Origin of the sequence: Pseudorhodoferax aquiterrae, from assembly GCF_014652235.1 — a bacterium.
Lineage (GTDB): Bacteria > Pseudomonadota > Gammaproteobacteria > Burkholderiales > Burkholderiaceae_C > Pseudorhodoferax > Pseudorhodoferax aquiterrae.
This window is the reverse complement of the sequence record NZ_BMYK01000033.1, coordinates 1-20,015: the sequence shown is the minus strand read 5'-3', so window position 1 is coordinate 20,015 and position 20,015 is coordinate 1. Positions and strand designations below refer to the sequence as shown.

Genomic DNA, 20,015 nt, shown 5'->3' with positions numbered 1-20,015 from the left:
CCGGCGTGGTGCGCAACCTACAATTCGGCCCCATGAGCCTCTCGACGATCTCCGCCCTTTCCCCGCTGGACGGCCGCTATGCCGCCAAACTCGCGCCGCTGCGCCCCCTGATGAGCGAACAGGGCTTCATGCACCGGCGCGTGCAGGTCGAGATCGCCTGGTTCATCGCGCTCAGCGATGCCGGCTTCGCCGAATTCAAGCCGCTGACGCCGGGCGCCCGCACCTACCTGCTGGGCCTGGTCAAGAACTTCAGCGAGGCCGACGCCCAGGCCATCAAGGAGATCGAGAAGACGACCAACCACGACGTGAAGGCCGTGGAGTACTGGATCAAGTCCAAGTTCGAGGCCCGGCCCGAACTGCTGGCCGCCGCCGAGTTCGTGCATTTCGCCTGCACCAGCGAGGACATCAACAACACCAGCCATGCGCTGCAGCTCAAGGCCGCGCGCGAGACCGTGCTGCTGCCCGCGCTGGACGCCATCCTGGCCAAGCTGCGCGAGATGGCCCAGGCGTTTGCCGACGTGCCCATGCTCTCGCGCACGCACGGCCAGACCGCCAGCCCCACGACCGTGGGCAAGGAAGTGGCCAATGTGCTGCGCCGCCTGGAGAAGGCGCGCGCGCAGATCGCCGGCGTGCAGCTGCTGGCCAAGATGAACGGCGCCGTGGGCAACTACAACGCCCACCTCTCGGCCTGGCCCGACTTCGACTGGGAGGCCTTCAGCCGCAAGGTCATCGAGACGCCCGAGCCGCTGGGCCTGGGCGTGACCTTCCAACCCTACAGCATCCAGATCGAGCCGCACGACTACATGGCCGAGCTGTTCGACGCCGTGGCGCGCACCAACACCATCCTCGTGGACTGGTCGCGCGATGTCTGGGGTTACATCAGCCTGGGCTACTTCAAGCAGCGCCTGAAGGCCGGCGAGATCGGCTCGTCGACCATGCCGCACAAGGTCAATCCGATCGACTTCGAGAACGCCGAGGGCAACCTGGGCCTGGCCAACGCGCTGCTGCGCCACCTGTCCGAGAAGCTGCCCGTGAGCCGCTGGCAGCGCGACCTGACCGACTCCACGGTGCTGCGCAACATGGGCGTGGCGCTGGGTTATGCCGTGCTCGCCTACCAGTCGCTGCTGACCGGCCTGAACAAGCTGGAACTGAACCGCGAGGCGCTGGACGCCGACCTGGACAGTGCCTGGGAAGTGCTGGCCGAGCCGATCCAGACCGTGATGCGCCGTTTCGGCGTGCAGGGTGCCTACGAGAAGCTCAAGGAAGTCACGCGCGGCAAGACCGTGCAGGCTGCCGACCTGCATGCGCTGATCCGCTCGCTGGAGATTCCGCAACCGGAGAAGGATCGCCTGCTGGCCATGACGCCGGGCAGCTACATCGGCAAGGCCATCGACCTGGCCAAGCGCATTTAAACCGTGGCCCTCAAGTCCACGGTCTTCAAGGCCGCGCTGTCGATCGCCGACATCGACCACAACTACTACGCCGACCACGCCTTCACGCTGGCCCGCCACCCGAGCGAGACCGACGAACGCATGATGGTGCGGCTGGCTGCGCTGGCGCTCAACGCCCACGCGCTGCAGACGGTCTGCAACGGCGACGGGACCCTGGGTTTTGGCGCCGGCCTGTCCGACCCCGACGACCCCGACGTGATCCTGCGCGACTTCACGGGCCAGACCCGGCTCTGGATCGAGGTCGGCCTGCCCGAGGAACGCGCGTTGGCCAAGGCCTGCGGCAAGTCCGACGCGGTAGCGGTCTACGCCTACCAGAGTCCGGCCGAGATCTGGTGGCAGGGCATCCGCGGCAAGCTCACGCGGCTGGACAAGCTCACGGTCTGGCGCATTCCGACGGCCACGAGCCAGGCACTGGCCGCGATGGCGGAGCGCAGCATGCAACTGCAGGCCACGGTGCAGGACGGCCAGCTGCTGCTGTCCAACGCCAGCCAGACGCTCGAGCTGAACTGCGAACGCTGGCGGCCCTGATCAGGCCGGGTCGGGCGGGTCTGCGGCCTGGTTCTCGGCCGCCCGCTCGGCATAGCGGTTGAAGCGCCAGGCCTGGCCGTGCAGCGTGATGCGGCGCCAGGTGGCGCGCTTCTCGGCCGGCGTCATCTCGGGCCACAGCTGCACCTCCTCGAAGGTGCGGCCGCAGCCCTTGCAGTCGTCGTCGCCCTGGCTCGTGGAGCAGATCGCGATGCAGGGCGTGTCGGGCTGGGTGGCGTACCAGTCCAGCCAGGCCTGGCGGGCCTTCGCGGGCATGGTGGCTTCGTCGGCCTCGTCCTCGTGGTAGTAGACCATCAAGGCATAGACCTCGGCCAGGGCGCGCAGCTCCGGCCCCAGCGTGATGCCATCGGGCGAGGGCGTGCGCTCGCGCCAGAAGTTGATGGCGGCTTCGATGTCGGTGATGTGGATGCCGGCCATAGGGGCGCGGATCATAGCGCCGCCGGCACCGGGGGCAGCGGTCGCGCGCGTAGTGGCCCTTGCGCCGTCCCGTCAAGCCCCTTGCGCGGCGCGGGGACTTGCAAGCAAATGCTGCAGCCGGTGCTCTAATCCGCGCCGCGAAGGGGAGTAGCTCCCATTCGACCTCGCCGTCATGACGAAGCGCACGCTTCCGGCAGGTCGGGCAGACACCGGACAACGACATGCCGAGCAAGACCTTCGATCCACGCCTGGAAGGGGCGCGGTCGAAGCGCGCTTGCGTGGCATCCCCCACCACTCCGCCAAGGCTCGCCTGTTTCTGGTTGTACTTGATCTACAACACGGAGAGTTTTGTTCATGGAGTTCATGTCCACCGCATGGTGGTCGGCATTGCTGGCCATCATCCTCATCGACCTGGTCCTGGCCGGCGACAACGCCATCGTCATCGCCCTGGCGGCCCGCAACCTGCCGCCGCACCTGCAGAAGAAGGCCGTGATCTGGGGTACGGTCGGCGCTATCACGGTGCGCGCCGTGATGACGGTGGGCGTGGTCTGGTTGCTCAAGATCCCCGGCCTGATGCTGGTCGGCGGCCTCGGCCTGGTCTGGATCGCCTACAAGCTGCTGGCGGACAACCAGGGCGGCGAAGAGGACCATGGCCCCATGGCCACCACCTTCTGGGGCGCGATGAAGACCATCATGATCGCCGACGCGCTGATGGGCGTGGACAACGTGCTGGGCGTGGCCGGTGCCGCGCACGGCGCCATGGACCTGGTGGTCATCGGCCTCTTGATCAGCGTGCCCATCGTCGTCTTCGGCAGCACCATGGTGCTCAAGCTGGTCGAGCGTTTCCCCATGATCATCAAGGTTGGTGCTGCGGTGCTGGCGTTCACCGCGGCCAAAATGATCGTCAACGAGCCGGTGCTGGGCACGACGTTCTCCGAGAATCCGGCCGCCCGCTGGGGCCTGACGGCCGCCGTCATCGTCGGCGTGCTGGCCGCAGGCTGGCTCAAGGAGCGCCGCGACGTCGGCCGGCAGCAGGCGGCCTGAGCGGCCTGACCCGGGCACTGGATTGCGGCGGCAGTCCGGTGCCCCACCCCCCACCCGCCGACCTGGACTGGAGACCCCATGGAAACGGTCATTGTGTACATCGACGATGCTGCTTACGCCCGCCAGCAACTGGCCAGCGTGCTCGCCGCCGGTGCGACCGACACGCCGCTGCCACCCGTCCACTGGGTGCTGGTGGCCTGCGCGCCGCGCATGACCCACCGCATCAGCAAATGGGTGAGCCACAGCGCACGCGAGCACTGGCGCGCCAAGTGGTCCGAGAAACTGTTCAACGAGGTGTCGCCCTGGCTGCGCCAGCGCGGCGACCGCATCACCGAAGTGCTGGCCAAGGGGCCGCTGACGGAACTGCAGACCCAGCTGGCCACCGAACACTGCACACAGCACCTGCTGGACGCGCGCCGGCCCAAGCTGGGCCACGACATGGCGCCTGTCGTCGCGCCGCCGCAGGCGGCCGCAGCGGAACCAAAGCGCCCCTGGTCGCTGCCGGGGGCCGTGGCCGGCATGTTCGGCCTGATGCTGGTGCTGGCGGAGTGAGGCCCGGCCGGCTCAACGCTCGGCCTGGCGCTCCTTCTCCTGCTCCTTGACGATGGCTTCGATCGCGCGTGCGCGCACGTCGATGATCGAGGCCTCGATGTGGTCGCCGGGCGCATTGCCCTGGCGCGGGCCGCGTGCGTAGTTCTGCGCAGCCTTGAGGCGGTCCAGCGCGCCGGCGTAGTCGAGCCGCGCGACCTGCAGTTCGGCCTCGGCGCGGATGGCGCGCAGCGTCTGCCCCTGTTGTTCGTAGGCATTGGCCAGCTGCTGCCAGGCAGCGGCATCGCGCGGGTCCAGCGCCACGCGCGCCTGCAGCCGCTGCGCCACCTCGGCCGCATGGCCGCTGCGGATCTGCAGCGGCGCGGCCAGCAGCATCTCGGGCCGGCCCACCAGTTCCGCGGGGATGGCGGCCAGCGCCGCCAGCGCGCCGCTGCCATCGCCGGCCACGGCGCGCAGTTCGGCATCCAGCAGCGCCACCTGGCGCAGGGCCTTGGGATCGGACTGCACCGCCGCGCGCAGACGCACGACCAGGCTGCGCGCCGCCGCATCGTCGCGCAAGCGGCTGGCCGAGAGCGCGCCTGCGTACAGCACCGGCACGGCCTGCGCCGCGGGCACCTCGCCCAGCGCACCGGCTTCGCCGACCCAGGAGCGCAGCCGGTCCGGGCCGGGGTTGGAGAGCACACGCGCGCGTGCCGCCATCATGGCGTGCACGAGATCGGGCTGGGCCGCCGCGGGCCGGCGCTCGAGCAAGGCCTGGCGCGCCTGCATGTCGGCCATGCGCTCGGTGGTCAGCGGGTGGCTGCGCAGATAGGGGAAGGAACCGTTGTCGTTGAGCTTGCTGGCCTGCTGCAGCTTGTCGAACATGCTGACGAAGCCGGCCGGGTCGAAGCCGGCCTGCGTGGCCACGCCGTAGCCGATGCGGTCGGCCTCGCGCTCCATGTCGCGCGAGAAGTTCAGCTGGCTCTGCACCGCGGCGCCCTGGGCGCCCATGATCACGGCGCCGGCCGCGTCCGGGCTCCTGCTGACGGCCAGCGCACCCAGGATCATGGCGCCGATGGCCAGGGGCGTAACGCGCGAGGACTGGTCCATCAGCCGCGAGATGTGGCGCTGCGTGACGTGGCTCAGCTCGTGCGCGAGGACCGAGGCCAGCTCGTCGCGCGACGCAACGACGCCGATCAAGCCCAGATGCAGGCCCAGGTAGCCGCCCGGCAACGCGAACGCGTTGATCGTGCGGTCGCGGCCCATGAGGATCTCCCAGGCGTAGCGTTCGTCGAGCTCGGACGTCAGCTCGCCGCGCTGCCGGGCGGCCGCCAGCAGCGGCTGCCAGATGCTCTGCACATAGTCTTCGAGCACGGCGTCGTCGATGTAGTCCGGATCGCGGTAGAGCTCGCGCGCGATGCGCTCGCCGAGCTTGCGTTCGGCCGCCGTGGTCATCGAACTGCCGTCGCCCAGACTGGGCAGGCCCTGGGCCGTGGACAGGGTCATGGAGCAGGCCAGTGCCAGGCACACCAGGCGCTGCGCACCGCGCAGGAATGTGGAAACCATGCCCTCTATGATGCGCGATCCGGCGCCGGGTTCAGTCCACCGGCGCGCCGCCTCTGCCCTTTTCCCCCCATGAGCACGCTGACACATTTCGACACCCACGGCCAGGCCCACATGGTGGACGTGGCCGACAAGCCCGCCACGCGTCGCGTGGCGGTGGCCACCGGCCGCATCGCCATGCAGCCCGCCACGCTGGCTCTGATCCGCCAGGGCAACGCCACGAAGGGCGACGTGCTGGGCATCGCGCGCATCGCCGCGATCCAGGCGGCCAAGAAGACCAGCGAGCTGATCCCGCTGTGCCACCCGCTGGCGCTGACGCGCGTGGCCGTGGAGTTCGCGCTGCCCGGCGAGGACGAGAGCGCGGCCTGGGTCGATTGCACCGTGACGGCCGAAACCATCGGCCCCACGGGCGTGGAGATGGAAGCGCTGACCGCCGTGCAGGTGGGGCTGCTGACCATCTACGACATGTGCAAGGCGGCCGACCGCGGCATGGTCATGACGGACGTGCGGCTGCTGGAGAAGCGCGGCGGGAAATCGGGGGACTACCTGGCGGGCGGATCGTCGGGCTGAGCGGCGAGCCAGCGCGCGTAGTCTTTCGGGAAGGCTGCCGCGAAGCGCGGCTTGTGGAACGCGACCTCGGTCTCGAGGCCCAGCAGTTGCGCGCTGGCGAGCAGCTTCTCGATGACGCGCGGCTCGGGCGAGAAGTGCAGCAGCTCGGTCGCCAGCGCGTGCATGGACACGGCGTTGTCCGGCGTCACCTCCGCCACGCTGAGCGCCGCGAACTTCACCTGCCGCTGGTAGAGCCAGCTCTGCTGCGCCTTGGCCAGCGTGTCGTCGCGGTAGGCGGGAGCCCGCTGGTCCGGTGGCAGGTAGACCTGGCTGATGCGCCGGTAGTCCCAGGCGGCGTAGGCGACCAGGGCCAGCGAGACGACGGCCAGCACCGTGGGCAGGTGGCGCGCCGCGGCCGGGGCGGGCCGTGCGGCCGGGTCGTCACGCCAGAGCAGGCCCAGGCACAGCCCCAGCGCGAGCTGGAACGGGCCGTACCAGAGCGGGTACTCGAGCAGGCTGTGCACGCCGATCACGGCCAGCACCATCCAGGCCGCGCGCCGCGCGGCGTCGGTCTCGCGCCAGGGCCGGGCGCGCAGGATCCAGACCAGCACGCCGCCGCAGACCAGGACGGCCGCGGGAATGCCCAGTTCCACGGCCAGGTGCAGCGGCAGGTTGTGGGCGTTGTCGAGGATGTCGCAAAAGCGCGGACCGTCGTAGAGCGTGATGTAGTGGGCGTAGTCCAGTTCGCCCCAGCCCCAGCCCAGCCAGGGCTTCTGCGCGATCAGATGCAGCACGTTGCGCCACAGCGTGAGGCGGCTGGCACACAGGGTGTCGCCTTCGCGCAGGCGGGAGAACATGCCGTGGGTGGCGGGGTCGAGGCCTGCGAGCCAGGGGAGAACGAGAGTGGCGATGGCGTAGCAGGCCAACATGGCGCCGAGCCAGGCAAAGGTGCGCCCGTCGCGCCGCCAGACCAACGCGACGACGGACAGCACCAGCAGTTGCATCAGGCCAGTACGCGAGGAAGAGGCTGCATTGGCGATCACCAACAAAGCCATTGCAATGGCCAACCAGACACGCTGACCGTGCACGCGACGGTGCGGCGCCAGCACCCAGACCGCGAGCAAGACAGCCAGCGCAATGCTGGTCAGCGAGGCGAACTGATTGCGCTGGCGCAGGTTGGCAAAGGCTTCGCCCATCGGAGCCGAATTGATCCAGGGGGCAAACAGGCCTGCCAGATCGAAGTACTGCAGCAGAGCGAAAGCGCTGCTGACGAGACCGGCAGCGATCCAGGGGACCAGCATGCACCACCGAAGCCAGGGCAAGCCACCGGGAGCAGTCGAAAGAGGACACTGCCGGGCAAACGCCGTGGCCAGGCCGATGAGGCCGAATGCGCCGGCCAGGGCGAAGGCCTCGTAGGGCTGCAACGTGGCGGCACGTGGGAACACGGCCAGGACTAGGAGTGCGGCGGCGCCCCCCAAACACCACCATGGTCCCTGAGATCTTGGGCAGGGCTTTGCCAGCAGCAACGATGCCAGCGCAGCCAAAGCTGCTGCAAACGCACTGGAGAGCCAGGGAGGGACTGACGCGACAGGCCCGAAAGCGAACGGGTTGAGCCAGGGCAGTGTGCAGAGCAGGCTGACGACACCGGTCTGGTACGCTGCACCTTTCAATTCAGTGCCGGCCACGGAACTGCAGCAATGGACACGTTTTCCTCGGAGTCTTTCGACCAGACGCGTTGGATCAACGCGCACTGATCCGGGTCCGTGATCTTGCAGATCTTCTGCAACCAGGCCCCGGCTTCTTTAGGGTGGCCATTGAGTGCCAGCGCCCTCGCAACCTTGTACGCCCTTCCAGGGCCGGGATAAGCCGTTGCGACAGATGCCAATGCATCCAGATCGGACTGCGTCATTCCTGCACGGACGTCGTAGCGCATGAAATTGATGTTGTCCCGCAGTTGCGTAAGAAGCAGCACTTCCGGCGGATCGCCGATTGGCAATGTACCGATACGCGCAGCTTCGTAGCGCGCTGCCCGATGGCTGTCTTCCACTTTGAAATAGTCGCGAACGATGCCAACCGTCAGGACCGCCCCGACACACCAGCCCACGGCCAGCGTCCAACCGGGAAGGCTCCAGCCACGCAGGCCTAGGGCCTGCCGCGTCAAAACACCGACCACGAGGCCGACCGGCAGCAGAAAGTAAGCATAGTGCAGTGGGAACTCGAGCATGGCGTGGACGCCCACCACACCTAGGAGCATGACCAGCAAGGCATCGAAAGCATTGTTCACCGCCCAGAGCCGTTTGAAATACCAGATGACTAGAACAGCGAACACCCCAAGGCCGAGCGGAATACCCAGCCAGAGCATCAGGTCGAGCGCTATGTTGTGGGAATACCCAAACACGGGGAACAGCGTGGGAAATCTGTCTGCGACCGCCCAGTGCGCCTGACCAATTTCTGCCCAGCCATAGCCGAACCAGGGGCGCTCCGCGGCCGCGGCCGCCAGCATTCGCCAAGCCGGGAATCTCAGGTCACCGCCAATCGCGCCCCGCAATTGGCCATCGTCATCTCTCAAGTCCAGCCACAGTGCCAGGAAGTGCTGAGCGAAGTAGCAGACCCAGAAGTACAGAAACAGACTGCTGGCCACCCACGGCAGTGCCCGTGATCGCCAATAGGCGCGCCAGGCCCAAGTCGATGCCAGCAAAAGCACCAGGCCGATCCAGGCCGTCCGGGACTGCGTCAACGCAACGCCAAGCAGGAAGAAACCCGCCATGGTCGTGGAGGCCAGTGCACCGACCAGGCGAGATTGAAAGGCCCAAGCACTGGCCAGGACACCCCAGAGCAACAGCGTTGCCAATTGATTGGGCTGCCCGATGTTCGCGTAAGGGCGCGAGCCGCTGAGCCCCATGGACCAGATGTCGAACATGCCGGTTTGCATCAGGCCCAACCATGTTCTCAGCTGCAGGTTGACGGAAACCAGGCTCGCAAGGGCAATTGCGAGGAACAGACCATTGGCTGCCTGACGGGAATACATCTCTTCCCAGCGCCGGCCAACCAGCACAGCCAGGCACAGTCCGAACAGGTAGCTGGTCACGACGACCATCTGGCCCAGAAACGTCACCAGGCCGAAGGCATATTGCAATGGGGGAACCAAGACCAGCGCCACCAACATCCAGTCAATCGGATGCCAGCTGAACCGGCGCCGGACCCGAAATGTGAGGGCAGCCGACCCGACCAGCATCGCCACGGCAGACCAGGCTTCCAGATGGAATGCGGACCAGGGCAAGTAATGATTGGGCAGCAGCCAGCCAACGGCGAGCAGGCACGCCCATAGAGGCAGCCAAAGGGAAGTCATGAAGCCTTCATCAGTGGGCTAAACAGCCGACCCTCATGCCTACATAGAAAAGGGCCCCTACCGGGGCCCTTTCGATGCAATCAAGCGCTGCTTCAGGTAGCTGATCGGCAGCTTGCAGGCAAATACTTCGTGTCGATGGGGCTGCTCGCGCCGGGGCCGCAGGTCCAGGTCACCTGGCCATTAGTCTGCAGCGTGCCAGTCATCCGAATCGTCTTGCCAGAGATCTTGGAATCACCCTTGGCCGTGACGGTTATGACGCCAATCGATGCAGTGGAGCCCTGCGCGTATTCGACCTTGTCGACATAAGTAGACGACTGCGTATCAACAACGCTAGCCGTCGAGGACGGCATGGTGCCATTTACCTGCGCAGCTTCCGCGATGGACGTCCGCGCAGACGATGCCGCCAGGATCACTTCCGAAACTTTGGCCCGCACCGTGTAATCCTGATACGCCGGCAGCGCCACCGCCGCCAAGATGCCGATGATCGCGACCACGATCATCAGCTCGATCAGGGTGAAACCCTTCTGCAGGGAGCGCATGGAACGCTTCATTCGGAACTCCTCGAAACTGGTGGATGAAACAACCGGCACTTCCGTGCAGGTTGCGTGCCAGCTTCGAATCGCTGCCTCCAGCCCCATGGATTGCGACATTTTTCTCGCTTTTCCACCCAAAAACGGACGCCAGGCCCGCATGTTCCGGCCATTTATGGAACACGACCTGACGTTTTTGTCACCCGGTCAGCGCGACCCAGGCCGCGAGGTGGGCGCCGGGCCGCGCGTCTCGAGGTGGCGGAAGGTGATGCGGCCCTTGGTCAGGTCGTAGGGCGACAGTTCCAGCGACACGTTGTCGCCAGCCAGGATGCGGATGCGGTGCTTGCGCATCTTGCCGCCGGTGTAAGCCACGAGCTGGTGGCCGTTTTCCAGCGTCACGCGGAAGCGCGAGTCGGGCAGGACCTCGTCGACCTTGCCGCGCATTTCAATCAGTTCTTCCTTGCTCATTCAAAGCTCCTCGCAGTGGCCGTGCTGCTTGCTGCAGGCACGGCCTTCGGTTCATCACACGGCCCGGCCGCCATCGGCCGGACGCACACGCCAGACGGCTGGCCGCCTGGCAACAGTTGGGACGGAAAAATGGGAAGCGCCGGCCCGGGCGTTCGCCGCTCGCAGGGAATCGGCAAACTGGCGATCGGCGCAGCCAGCCGGTCAGAGGCAGGTCGAGGGGCGCAGCGCGCCGGACCCGTTCGCCGCATCGGCAAGCTGCCGCGTGGCGAGGGCAGCGATTTTAGCGTGCATGGGCGCCGCCGTCGGCCGCTGGCGCGCAAGACCCTCGCGGCCAAGGCCTGGCGTAGACTGCGCCGCCGCCCGCAGCGCCCGCGCCGGCTTTTCGCATGAACGCTCCCAAGCCCCCCTCTCCGCCAGCGATCCGCCGCATTCCCAAAGCCGCAGCGGCCGCTCCCGCCAGTGGCCCATCCGAGCCCGTGCGCCTGAACAAGCGCATGGCCGACCAGGGCCTGTGCTCGCGCCGCGAGGCCGACGACTGGATCGAGCGCGGCTGGGTGCGCGTGAACGGTCAGCCCGCCACCATGGGCCAGAAGGTCTCGGCCGCGGACCGCGTCACCGTGGAACGCGCGGCCCAGGGCCAGCAGGCGCGCCAAGTGACCATCCTGCTGCACAAGCCCGTGGGCTATGTCAGCGGCCAGGCCGAAGACGGCCATGCGCCAGCCGTCACGCTGGTCACGGCCCAGAACCGCTGGGCCGAGGACCGCACACCGATCCGCTTCACTCCTGCGCAGTTGCGGGGCCTGGCACCTGCGGGCCGGCTGGACATCGACTCCGTGGGCCTGCTGGTGCTCACGCAGGACGGCCGCGTCGCGCGCCAGCTGATCGGCGAAGACAGCCGCATGGAGAAGGAATACCTCGTGCGCGTGCAATGGGGCGATCTGGCCCAGGACGTGCGCGCCGCCTTCCCGGCCGCACAGCTCGCCCGGCTGCGGCACGGGCTGTCGCTGGACGGCAAGCCGCTCAAGCCCGCCGTGGTGGAGTGGGAGAACGCCGAACAGCTGCGCTTCGTGCTGACCGAAGGCAAGAAGCGCCAGATCCGCCGCATGTGCGAGCAGGTCGGCCTCAAGGTCGTGGGCTTGAAGCGCATCCGCATGGGCCGGGTGCTGCTGGGCCGCCTGCCGCCGGGGCAGTGGCGCTACCTGGCCCCCGGCGAGAGTTTCTGAACTTCAGTCGTCGCTGAGCACGGCCTGGTAGATCAGCGCGCCCAGCACGGCGCCGACGATGGGCGCGACCCAGAACAGCCAGAGCTGGTCGATGGCTGCAGTGCTGGCGAACAGCGCCGGGCCCGTGCTGCGCGCCGGGTTGACGGAGGTGTTGGACACCGGGATGGAGACCAGGTGGATCAGCGTCAGGCACAGGCCGATGGACAGGCCGGCGAAGCCGCCCTGCGCACGCTTGGCCGTGCTGCCCAGGATGACGAGCAGGAACACGGCCGTCAGCACCACTTCGGCGATCAGTACGGCCGTCATGCCGTACTTGCCGGGCGACAGTTCGCCGAAGCCGTTGCTCGCGAAGCCGCCGACCTCGAAGCCCGGCTTGCCCGTGGCGATCAGGTACAGCACGCCCGCGGCGGCGATGGCGCCCAACACCTGGGCGATGACATAACCCGGCAGCTCGGCCCAGCGGAAACGGCCACCGACGGCCAGGCCGACCGACACGGCCGGGTTGAAATGGCCGCCCGAGATCGGCCCGAAGGCATAGGCACCGGTCAGCACCGTCAGGCCGAAAGCCAGCGAGACGCCCAGCAGGCCGATGCCGACCTGGGGGAACGCCGCGGCCAGCACGGCGCTGCCGCAACCGCCGAAGGTGAGCCAGAAGGTGCCGAGGAATTCAGCCGTCCATTTCTTGATGTTGCTGTCCATCTGTTTGATCTTTCTTGAAGGTGGATGCAGTGCACATGCACGGGACGAAAAATTGTCGACACGTAACTGCACGCAACATGTAACCGCTTTCGCGCAGTTTGTAACCAGTTGGCAAGCCACGACGGATTAGTTCACGGACTTGAAGACTTTTGCGCCGCCCATAATTGCGGCCCTGCCCGGCGTGCCGCCCGGGCGCCTGACCTGACACCGACAAAGACATGACCAAGCAAACCCTGTCCTTCCAGGCCGAAGTGGCCCAGCTGCTGCACCTCGTCACGCATGCGCTGTACTCCAATCCCGAGATCTTCCTGCGCGAGCTGATCTCCAACGCCTCGGACGCCTGCGACAAGCTGCGTTTCGAAGCGCTCAACGACGGCAAGCTCTACGAGGACGCGCCCAACCTGGAAGTGCGCGTCTCCTTCGACAAGGCGGCCAAGACCATCACCATCACGGACAACGGCATCGGCCTGTCGGAGGCCGAGGCCATCGCCAACCTGGGCACCATCGCCAAGAGCGGCACCAAGGAGTTCATGGGCAAGCTGTCGGGCGACCAGAAGGTCGACGCGCAGCTGATCGGCCAGTTCGGCGTGGGCTTTTATTCCGGCTTCATCGTCGCCGACAAGATCACCGTGGAATCGCGCCGCGCCGGCCTGCCCGCCGAGCAGGGCGTGCGCTGGGTCTCCGGCGGCACGGGCGACTTCGAGGTCGAGACCATCACGCGCGCCGCGCGCGGCACCAGCGTCACGCTGCACCTGCGCCCCGATGCCGAGGAATACCTCAACACCTGGAAGCTCAAGTCCATCATCGGCAAGTACTCCGACCACATCTCCCTGCCCATCCTGATGCGCAAGGAAGAGTGGAAGGAAGGCGAGGACAACAAGGGCGGCGACATGGTCCTCACCGACGAGTGGGAGACCGTCAACAAGGCGACGGCCCTGTGGGCGCGCCCCAAGAAGGACATCACGGCCGAGGAATACGCCGAGTTCTACAAGCAGATCAGCTACGACCACGAGGCGCCTCTGGCCCACTCGCACAACCGCGTGGAAGGCGGCACCGAGTACACCCAGCTGCTCTACATCCCGGCCAAGGCGCCGATGGACCTGTGGAACCGCGACAAGAAGGGCGGCCTCAAGCTCTACGTCAAGCGCGTGTTCATCATGGACGAGGCCGAGGCCCTGCTGCCCAGCTACCTGCGCTTCGTCAAGGGCGTGGTCGACTCGGCCGACCTGCCGCTCAACGTGAGCCGCGAGCTGCTGCAGGAAAGCCGCGACGTGCGCGCCATCCGCGACGGCAACACGCGCCGCGTACTGTCCATGCTGGAAGACCTGGCCAAGAAGCAGAAGACCGCGCCCGAGAGCCAGGAAGGCAAGATCGACGTGGGGTCGGGCGACGCCGTGCCGGCGCCCGAGCCGACCGAGGCCCTGAACGCCGAGGTCACCGACGTGGTGGACAAGACCGCCACGGCCGCCGACGCCGCCGCACAGTTCGCCGACGAATCGGACAAGTACGCGCGCTTCTACGCCGAGTTCGGCTCGGTGCTCAAGGAAGGCCTGGGCGAGGACTTCGCCAACCGTGAACGCCTGGCCAAGCTGCTGCGCTTCGCGAGTACGCAGTCCGATGCCGTCACCGTTTCCTTCGCCGACTACAAGAGCCGCATGAAGGAAGGCCAGGAGGCCATCTACTACATCACGGCCGACACGCTGGCCGCGGCCAAGAACAGCCCGCAGCTGGAGGTCTTCAAGAAGAAGGGCATCGAGGTGCTGCTCATGACCGATCGTGTCGACGAGTGGGCGCTGAACTACCTCACCGAGTTCGACGGCACGCCGTTGCAGTCCGTCGCCAAGGGCGCCGTGGACCTGGGCAAGCTGCAGGACGAGCAGGAAAAGAAGGCCGCCGAGGAAGCCGCAGAGACCTTCAAGCCGTTGCTGGCCAAGCTCAAGGAAGCGCTCAAGGACAAGGCCGAGGACGTGCGCGTGACCACCCGCCTGGTGGATTCGCCCGCCTGCCTGGTGGTGCAGGACCACGGCATGAGCACGCAATTGGCCCGCATGCTCAAGCAGGCCGGCCAGAAGGCACCGGACGTCAAGCCCGTGCTCGAGGTCAACGCCGAGCACCCGCTGGTCAAGAAGCTGGACGGCTCCGTGCATTTCCACGACCTGGCCCACATCCTGTTCGACCAGGCCCTGCTGGCAGAAGGCGGACTGCCGGACGATCCCGCGGCCTACGTGCGCCGGGTGAACGCCTTGCTGGCCTGAAGGTCCAAGCTGGCATGACCCACGCCACCCGCCGCTGCACCGTCCCTGCCGCCCTCGCCTGCGCTGTGCTGCTGGGCGGCTGCGCGGCCGGCGTGGGCGTCAGCGTGCCCGTGTTTCCGGGGGTCTCGCTCGGCGTGGGCGTGGGCTCGGGCGGCAATGTCAACGTGGGCGTGGGCACCGGTGTCGGGCCCGTCGGCGTGGGCGTGGGGGTCAACCAGCGCGGCCAGGTCTCGGCCGGCGCTGGCGTGGGCGTCAGCACGGGTGTGGGCAACAGCGGCGCGCGCGTGGGCGCCGGCGTGGGCACCGGCACCGTGATCTACGACCCCAAGGACCCTCGCCGGGCCCCGCCGGCCAACACCAACGCCGACAACGTCGGCGGCCCATAGCCCCGCGCGCTCAGGCGCTCAGCGGCGCCTCGTCCATCGCCTCGATCTGGTCCTGCAGCAGCACCACCTGGCCTTGCCAGTAGTCGCTGCTGCCGAACCACGGGAAGTTCGCCGGAAAGCTCGGATCGCTCCAGCGGCGCGCGAGCCAGGCGCTGTAGTGGATCAGCCGAAGCGTGCGCAGCGGCTCGATCAGCGCCAGTTCGCGCCGGTCGAAATCACGGAATCGCTCGTAACCGTCCAGGAGGCCCGACAGCTGCAGCGTGCGCTGCTTGCGGTCGCCCGACAGCAGCATCCAGAGGTCCTGCACCGCCGGGCCCATGCGCGCATCGTCCAGGTCGACGAAGTGCGGGCCGCCGCCGGGACGGTCGGTCGGCGTCCAGAGGATGTTGCCGGGGTGGCAGTCGCCATGCAGGCGCAGGCTGGCGATGCCGCCGGCCTGGCCGACCTGCAGCAAGGCACTGGCCTCGACACGCTGCAGCGCTTCGGTGCAGACGCGCTCCCACTCGGCCTGCACGTCCAGCGGCACCATGTGGTGGGCCAGCAGCCAGTCCCTGGACGCGGTGCCAAAGCTCTGGAGGTCCAGCGTGGGTCGCTCGGCGAACGGCTGCGCGGCACCCACGCTGTGGATGCGGGCGAGGAAGCGGCCGATCCATTCCAGCACCTCGAAGTCGTCGAGCTCGGGTGCGCGGCCGCCACGGCGCGGGCTGACCGCGAACCAGAAGTCCTCGAAACGGTGCAGCGTCGCGCCGGCGATGGCCAGCGGCCCCACGGCCGGCACCTCGGCCTGCTCCAACTCGGCGGCGAAGGCATGCTCCTCGAGGATCTGCGCCTCGCTCCAGCGGCCGGGTCGGTAGAACTTGGCGACCACGGTCTCGGGCACGCCCGCGGGCGCGCTCTGCAGCTGCACCTGGTAGACCCGGTTCTCGTAGGAGCTCAGCGCCATGAGCCGGCCGTCGCCGACCAGGCCGATGCTGTCCAGCGCGTCGAGCACGCGGTCGGGCGTGAGGCTGTCATAGGGGTGGCGCGATGCGTCCGTGAAGAGGGTGTCGGAAGACATCGCGCGATTGTCGCCGGGCACCCGCCGCGCTGGCGGATGCCCTGCCGGTGTCAGAGCAGCGTGATCTCGACCGGGATGTTGCCGCGCGTGGCGTTGGAGTACGGGCAGACCTGGTGGGCCGCATCGACCAGTTCCTGGGCGGCGGTGCGGTCCATGCCGGGCAGCGAAACCTTCATGCGCACGGCGATGCCGTAGCCCTTGGCGGTCGGGCCCAGATCGACCTCGGCATCCACGGCCACGTCGGCCGGCACGGTGATCTTCTTCATGCCGCCCACGGCCTTCATGGCGCCGATGAAGCAGACCGAGTAGCCGATGGCGAACAGCTGCTCGGGGTTGGTGCCCGCGCCCGAGGTGCCGGGCGAGCTCAGCTTGACGTCCAGCTTGCCGTCGGACGACTTGCCGGCGCCGCCATCGCGGCCGCCCGTGGTGTGGGATTGGGCGGTGTACAGAACCTTGTCGAGCGTGGTGGTCATGGTGACTCCTGGGAAAGTGCTTCGGTCGAAGCGGTTGGGGGTGAAACGGAAACCGAGGCGATGCGGTCGCGCAGCGTACGCACCTGCTGTGTCAGTTCGGAGATCTCGGCCAGCGTGCATTGGCTGGCCTGCAGCACGCAAGCGGGAATGTCCAGCGCCTGGGCCTTCAGGGCACGGCCGGCAGGCGTCAGGTGCACGTGCACGCGGCGCTCGTCCGCCGCCGCGCGCGCACGCTGCACCAGGCCGGCCGCCTCCAGCCGCTTGAGCAAGGGCGTGAGCGTGCCGGAATCCAGCCGCAGCCGCTCGCCCAGCGTGGACACCATCGCGCCGTCCTCTTCCCACAGCGCCAGCATGGCCAAGTATTGGGGGTAGGTGAGGCCCAGCGGCTCGAGCAGCGGCTTGTAGAGCTTGGTCATCGCCAGCGAGGCCGAATACAGCGCGAAGCAGAGCTGGTGGTCCAGCTGCAATGCCTGTTCGCCGAGTGCGGGGTTCGATGCCATGCGCTGAATTCTAATTCGCAATTAAATTGCACGCAACATAATTGCGAGTAACAAAATGCATCGGCGCGAAAGTCAGCCCAGCAGGATCAGCAGGCGTTCCAGCGCGTACTGCACCGTCGCCGCCCGCACGGCGGCGCGGTCGCCGCCGAAGCGGCGCTGCTCGCTGTGCGTGCCGTCGGGCAGGCGCCAGCCGAACCACACCGTGCCCACGGGCTTCTCGACGCTGCCGCCGCCCGGCCCGGCCACGCCCGTCACGGCCACAGCCAGCTGGGCACGGGCATGCCGCACGGCCCCCTCGGCCATGGCCCGCGCCACCGGCTCGCTGACGGCACCATGGGCGGCGATCAGCGCGGCGTCCACGCCCAGCATCTCGGTCTTGGCCGCGTTGGAGTAGGTCACGAAGCCGCGGTCGAACCAGTCACTGGAGCCCGCCAGATCGGTGCAGGCGCCGGCGATCAACCCGCCCGTGCAGCTTTCGGCCGTGGCCAGCAGGAGGCCGCGCGCGCGCAGCACATCGGCCAGGCGCGGCACCAACACATCGACGGAGTCGTTCACCATACCCACCTCCACAAAGCCAGCACCAGCAGCGTGCAGAAGGCCGCCACCAGGTCGTCGAACAGGATGCCGAAGCCGCCGCGCGCGCCGAAGCCCTTGAACTGGCGGTCGGCCCAGGCCACGGGCCCGGGCTTGGCGGCATCGAAGAAGCGGAACAGCGCGAAGGCCGCGAGCTGGCCCCAGAAACCCGTGGGCATGACCAGCCACAGCACCAGCCAGAACGCGACGATCTCGTCCCAGACGATGGCGCCGGGGTCGGCCACGCGCAGGTGGCGCGCACAGGTGGTGCAGGCCCACCAGCCCAGCGGCAGCGAGGCGGCGATGAGCCAGCCGATCTGCGCCGTGTCGAGCCGGCTCTGCATCACCCAGTACGCCAACCAGGCCCACAGCGTGCCGGCCGTGCCGGGCGCCTTGGGCGAGAGACCGGACCCGAAGCCCAGCGCGATCCAATGCGCCGGATGCGACAGCATGAAACGCGCGCTTGGCCGCAGAATCGGCGCGCGCAGCGCCGGGTCGGGCGCGGAGACAGCGGTATCGGTCGTCATGGAAGCAGGCGATGGTAGCCGCGCGCTCCCCATGCTGTGCGCCGCGTCCGTCCATCGCCTTCACACCATGCAAGACACCATCGACCAGCCCTTCGCCCGCATTGCCGACCTGATCGCCCAGCACGCACAGCGCCAGCCGCAGCACCCCGCCTTCGTGCAGGGCGAGGAGCGCCTGGACTACGCCACGCTGGACCGCCGCATGGACCAGGTGGCCGTGGCCCTGCAGGACGCAGGCATCCGCCCGGGCGAGGCCATCGCCATCTGTGCACCCACGTCCATCGCCTACGCCACGGTGTTCCTGGGCGCGCTGCGCGCCGGCGTGGTCGTGGCGCCGCTCGCGCCCAGCACCACGCCGCAGGGCCTGGCCCAGATGGTGGACAACGCCGAGGCCCGGCTGCTGTTCTGCGACGCCACCAGCGAGATCGCCACCGGCAGCCTGAACCCGCAGCGCATCGCGCTGGACGGCAACGCCGCCGCCGGCCGCCCGCTGGCGGACTGGCTGGCCGCCGAAGGCCGCACGCCGCAGCCCGCGCCGGTGGAAGCGTCGCACCCCTTCAACATCATCTATTCCTCGGGCACCACGGGGGCGCCCAAGGGCATCGTGCAATCGCACGGCATGCGCTGGGCCCACATCCAGCGCGGCCGGCAGTACGACTACAGCCCGCAGACCGTCACGCTGCTGTCCACCCCGCTGTACTCCAACACCACGCTGGTGCTGTTCTTCCCGACGCTGGCCTTCGGCGGCACCGTGCTGCTGATGGCCAAGTTCAACGCGGCCGAGTACCTGAAGCTGGCCGTGCGCCACCGCGTGAGCCACACCATGCTGGTGCCCGTGCAATACCAGCGCCTCCTGGCCCTGCCCGACTTCGACGCGCACGACCTGTCCAGCTACCGCTTCAAGTTCTGCACCAGCGCGCCGTTCTCGCCCGCGCTCAAGGCCGACGTGCTCAAGCGCTGGCCTGGCGGCCTGGTCGAGTTCTACGGCATGACCGAAGGTGGCGGCAGCTGCATCCTGGACGCCCACCTGCACCCCGACAAGCTGCACACCGTGGGCAGGCCGGCCGCCACCAGCGACATCCGCCTGATCGACGATGCCGGCAAGGAAGTGCCCGCCGGCGAGGCCGGCGAGGTGGTCGGCCATTCCGGCGGCATGATGAACGGCTACCACCGCCAGCCCGAGAAGACACGCGAAGCCGAATGGTTCGACCCCAGCGGCAAGCGTTTCATCCGCACCGGCGACATCGGCCGCTTCGACGCCGACGGCTTCCTCGTGCTGTTCGACCGCAAGAAGGACATGATCATCTCGGGCGGCTTCAACATCTACCCGAGCGACATGGAAGCCCAGCTGCGCGAGCACCCGGCCGTGCTCGAAAGCGCCGTGGTCGGCGTGCCGTCCGAAGCCTGGGGCGAGACGCCCGTGGCCTTCGTCGTGCTGCGGCCCGGCCAGTCCGTGGGTGCCGCCGAACTCAAGGACTGGGTCAACGCGCGCGTGGGCAAGACCCAGCGCCTGTCCGACCTGGTACTGACCGAGGAGCTGCCGCGCAGCGCGATCGGCAAGATCCTCAAGCGCGAACTGCGCGACAGCTGGACCGGCAAGGTCGCCTAAGAGCGTGAGAGGCAATCGCTTGAACTCACGCAAGACCTCTTCAGACGCAGTTCTCCATGCCGACCGAGGGGTGCGAGGTCTTGCCCTTCGGGCCGCGGCCCCCAAAGGCGCCGGGCGGCGTTGCGCCGCTTGCCCATATCCCGATATGGGCCGCGCGACGCGCCTTGCCCGGCGCCTTTGGGCACCGCGTCGTGAGCCCAATCAATTGCCTCTCACGCTCTAGCCCGGATCTTTCGTGAAGAAGGGGTCGGCAGCCTCGTGCCGAGGCGCG

At 68.0% G+C, this 20,015-nt stretch carries 21 protein-coding genes; 9 read left to right on the top strand and 12 right to left on the bottom strand.

From position 1 onward, the window contains the following. Positions 1–32: 32 nt before the first annotated feature. Both purB and IE209_RS29305 read left to right on the top strand, forming a co-directional pair. A complete protein-coding gene (purB, locus tag IE209_RS29310) occupies positions 33–1,412 on the top strand; it encodes an adenylosuccinate lyase (RefSeq protein ID WP_189690420.1) in 1,380 nt (459 codons plus the stop codon). Between the two features lie 3 nt (positions 1,413–1,415). Then, positions 1,416–1,979: a YaeQ family protein gene (locus tag IE209_RS29305; protein ID WP_189690419.1), complete on the top strand. Its 564-nt coding sequence runs from the start codon at positions 1,416–1,418 to the stop codon at positions 1,977–1,979. On the opposite strand, the gene IE209_RS29300 is transcribed toward IE209_RS29305, so the two are convergent. Continuing rightward, complete coding sequence (locus IE209_RS29300) at positions 1,980–2,414, bottom strand: DUF3717 domain-containing protein (protein WP_189690453.1); 435 nt, start codon at positions 2,412–2,414, stop codon at positions 1,980–1,982. It lies immediately after the preceding gene. 354 nt (positions 2,415–2,768) lie between these two features. Between IE209_RS29300 and IE209_RS29295 the strand changes: the two genes are divergently transcribed. Both IE209_RS29295 and IE209_RS29290 read left to right on the top strand, forming a co-directional pair. Beyond that, on the top strand, positions 2,769–3,458 hold the full coding sequence (locus IE209_RS29295) for a TerC family protein (RefSeq protein ID WP_189690418.1): 690 nt from the start codon (positions 2,769–2,771) through the stop codon (positions 3,456–3,458). Positions 3,459–3,536: 78 nt separating this feature from the next. Further along, positions 3,537–4,010 (top strand): hypothetical protein, encoded by a 474-nt coding sequence (locus IE209_RS29290; protein ID WP_189690417.1) that lies wholly within the window; start codon positions 3,537–3,539, stop codon positions 4,008–4,010. A gap of 12 nt (positions 4,011–4,022) precedes the next feature. Here the strand turns inward: IE209_RS29290 and IE209_RS29285 are convergent, their stop codons facing one another. Next, positions 4,023–5,552: a M48 family metalloprotease gene (locus tag IE209_RS29285; protein ID WP_373305454.1), complete on the bottom strand. Its 1,530-nt coding sequence runs from the start codon at positions 5,550–5,552 to the stop codon at positions 4,023–4,025. Between the two features lie 69 nt (positions 5,553–5,621). Between IE209_RS29285 and moaC the strand changes: the two genes are divergently transcribed. Next, entirely contained in the window at positions 5,622–6,119 is a 498-nt protein-coding gene (gene moaC / locus IE209_RS29280) for a cyclic pyranopterin monophosphate synthase MoaC (protein WP_189690416.1), read from the top strand. Here the strand turns inward: moaC and IE209_RS29275 are convergent. From IE209_RS29275 to infA, 4 genes are all read right to left on the bottom strand, one after another. After that, positions 6,092–7,543 (bottom strand): PglL family O-oligosaccharyltransferase, encoded by a 1,452-nt coding sequence (locus IE209_RS29275; protein WP_229883122.1) that lies wholly within the window; start codon positions 7,541–7,543, stop codon positions 6,092–6,094. The genes moaC and IE209_RS29275 overlap by 28 nt on opposite strands. A gap of 221 nt (positions 7,544–7,764) precedes the next feature. Continuing rightward, positions 7,765–9,447 (bottom strand): PglL family O-oligosaccharyltransferase, encoded by a 1,683-nt coding sequence (locus tag IE209_RS29270; RefSeq protein WP_189690415.1) that lies wholly within the window; start codon positions 9,445–9,447, stop codon positions 7,765–7,767. Positions 9,448–9,539: 92 nt separating this feature from the next. Further along, on the bottom strand, positions 9,540–9,998 hold the full coding sequence (locus tag IE209_RS29265) for a pilin (protein WP_308433234.1): 459 nt from the start codon (positions 9,996–9,998) through the stop codon (positions 9,540–9,542). Positions 9,999–10,184: 186 nt separating this feature from the next. Beyond that, positions 10,185–10,445 (bottom strand): translation initiation factor IF-1, encoded by a 261-nt coding sequence (infA, locus tag IE209_RS29260; RefSeq protein ID WP_189690414.1) that lies wholly within the window; start codon positions 10,443–10,445, stop codon positions 10,185–10,187. 476 nt (positions 10,446–10,921) lie between these two features. Here infA and IE209_RS29255 point away from each other — a divergent pair, with 476 nt between their 5' ends. Further along, positions 10,922–11,668, top strand: a complete 747-nt coding sequence (locus tag IE209_RS29255; protein ID WP_229883121.1) for a pseudouridine synthase — start codon at positions 10,922–10,924, stop codon at positions 11,666–11,668. Positions 11,669–11,671: 3 nt separating this feature from the next. Here IE209_RS29255 and aqpZ read toward each other — a convergent pair whose 3' ends face one another. Further along, positions 11,672–12,367: an aquaporin Z gene (gene aqpZ, locus IE209_RS29250; RefSeq protein WP_189690412.1), complete on the bottom strand. Its 696-nt coding sequence runs from the start codon at positions 12,365–12,367 to the stop codon at positions 11,672–11,674. 218 nt (positions 12,368–12,585) lie between these two features. Here aqpZ and htpG point away from each other — a divergent pair, with 218 nt between their 5' ends. Then, positions 12,586–14,622 carry a molecular chaperone HtpG gene (gene htpG / locus IE209_RS29245; RefSeq protein WP_189690411.1) on the top strand — a complete coding sequence of 679 codons (2,037 nt, stop codon included), beginning with the start codon at positions 12,586–12,588 and terminating at the stop codon, positions 14,620–14,622. A gap of 14 nt (positions 14,623–14,636) precedes the next feature. Beyond that, positions 14,637–15,008 (top strand): hypothetical protein, encoded by a 372-nt coding sequence (locus IE209_RS29240; RefSeq protein ID WP_189690410.1) that lies wholly within the window; start codon positions 14,637–14,639, stop codon positions 15,006–15,008. A 10-nt stretch (positions 15,009–15,018) separates the two neighbouring features. Here IE209_RS29240 and IE209_RS29235 read toward each other — a convergent pair whose 3' ends face one another. The 5 genes from IE209_RS29235 to IE209_RS29215 all read right to left on the bottom strand — a co-directional run bounded on the left by IE209_RS29235 (position 15,019) and on the right by IE209_RS29215 (position 18,138). Further along, positions 15,019–16,065: a serine/threonine protein kinase gene (locus IE209_RS29235; RefSeq protein WP_189690409.1), complete on the bottom strand. Its 1,047-nt coding sequence runs from the start codon at positions 16,063–16,065 to the stop codon at positions 15,019–15,021. Between the two features lie 50 nt (positions 16,066–16,115). After that, complete coding sequence (locus IE209_RS29230; protein WP_189690408.1) at positions 16,116–16,538, bottom strand: organic hydroperoxide resistance protein; 423 nt, start codon at positions 16,536–16,538, stop codon at positions 16,116–16,118. Continuing rightward, positions 16,535–17,038 (bottom strand): MarR family winged helix-turn-helix transcriptional regulator, encoded by a 504-nt coding sequence (locus IE209_RS29225; protein WP_189690407.1) that lies wholly within the window; start codon positions 17,036–17,038, stop codon positions 16,535–16,537. The genes IE209_RS29230 and IE209_RS29225 overlap by 4 nt, the downstream gene beginning before the upstream one ends. A 72-nt stretch (positions 17,039–17,110) precedes the next feature. Beyond that, positions 17,111–17,596, bottom strand: coding sequence for a CinA family protein (locus tag IE209_RS29220; protein ID WP_189690406.1), 486 nt, complete (start codon positions 17,594–17,596; stop codon positions 17,111–17,113). Next, a complete protein-coding gene (locus tag IE209_RS29215; RefSeq protein ID WP_229883120.1) occupies positions 17,590–18,138 on the bottom strand; it encodes a phosphatidylglycerophosphatase A family protein in 549 nt (182 codons plus the stop codon). The genes IE209_RS29220 and IE209_RS29215 overlap by 7 nt, the downstream gene beginning before the upstream one ends. Before the next feature lie 67 nt (positions 18,139–18,205). On the opposite strand from IE209_RS29215, the gene IE209_RS29210 reads away from it, so the two are divergent. After that, the gene (locus tag IE209_RS29210; RefSeq protein WP_189690404.1) at positions 18,206–19,744 is read left to right on the top strand and encodes a class I adenylate-forming enzyme family protein; all 1,539 of its coding nucleotides are present in this window, start codon (positions 18,206–18,208) and stop codon (positions 19,742–19,744) included. Positions 19,745–20,015 lie beyond the last annotated feature (271 nt).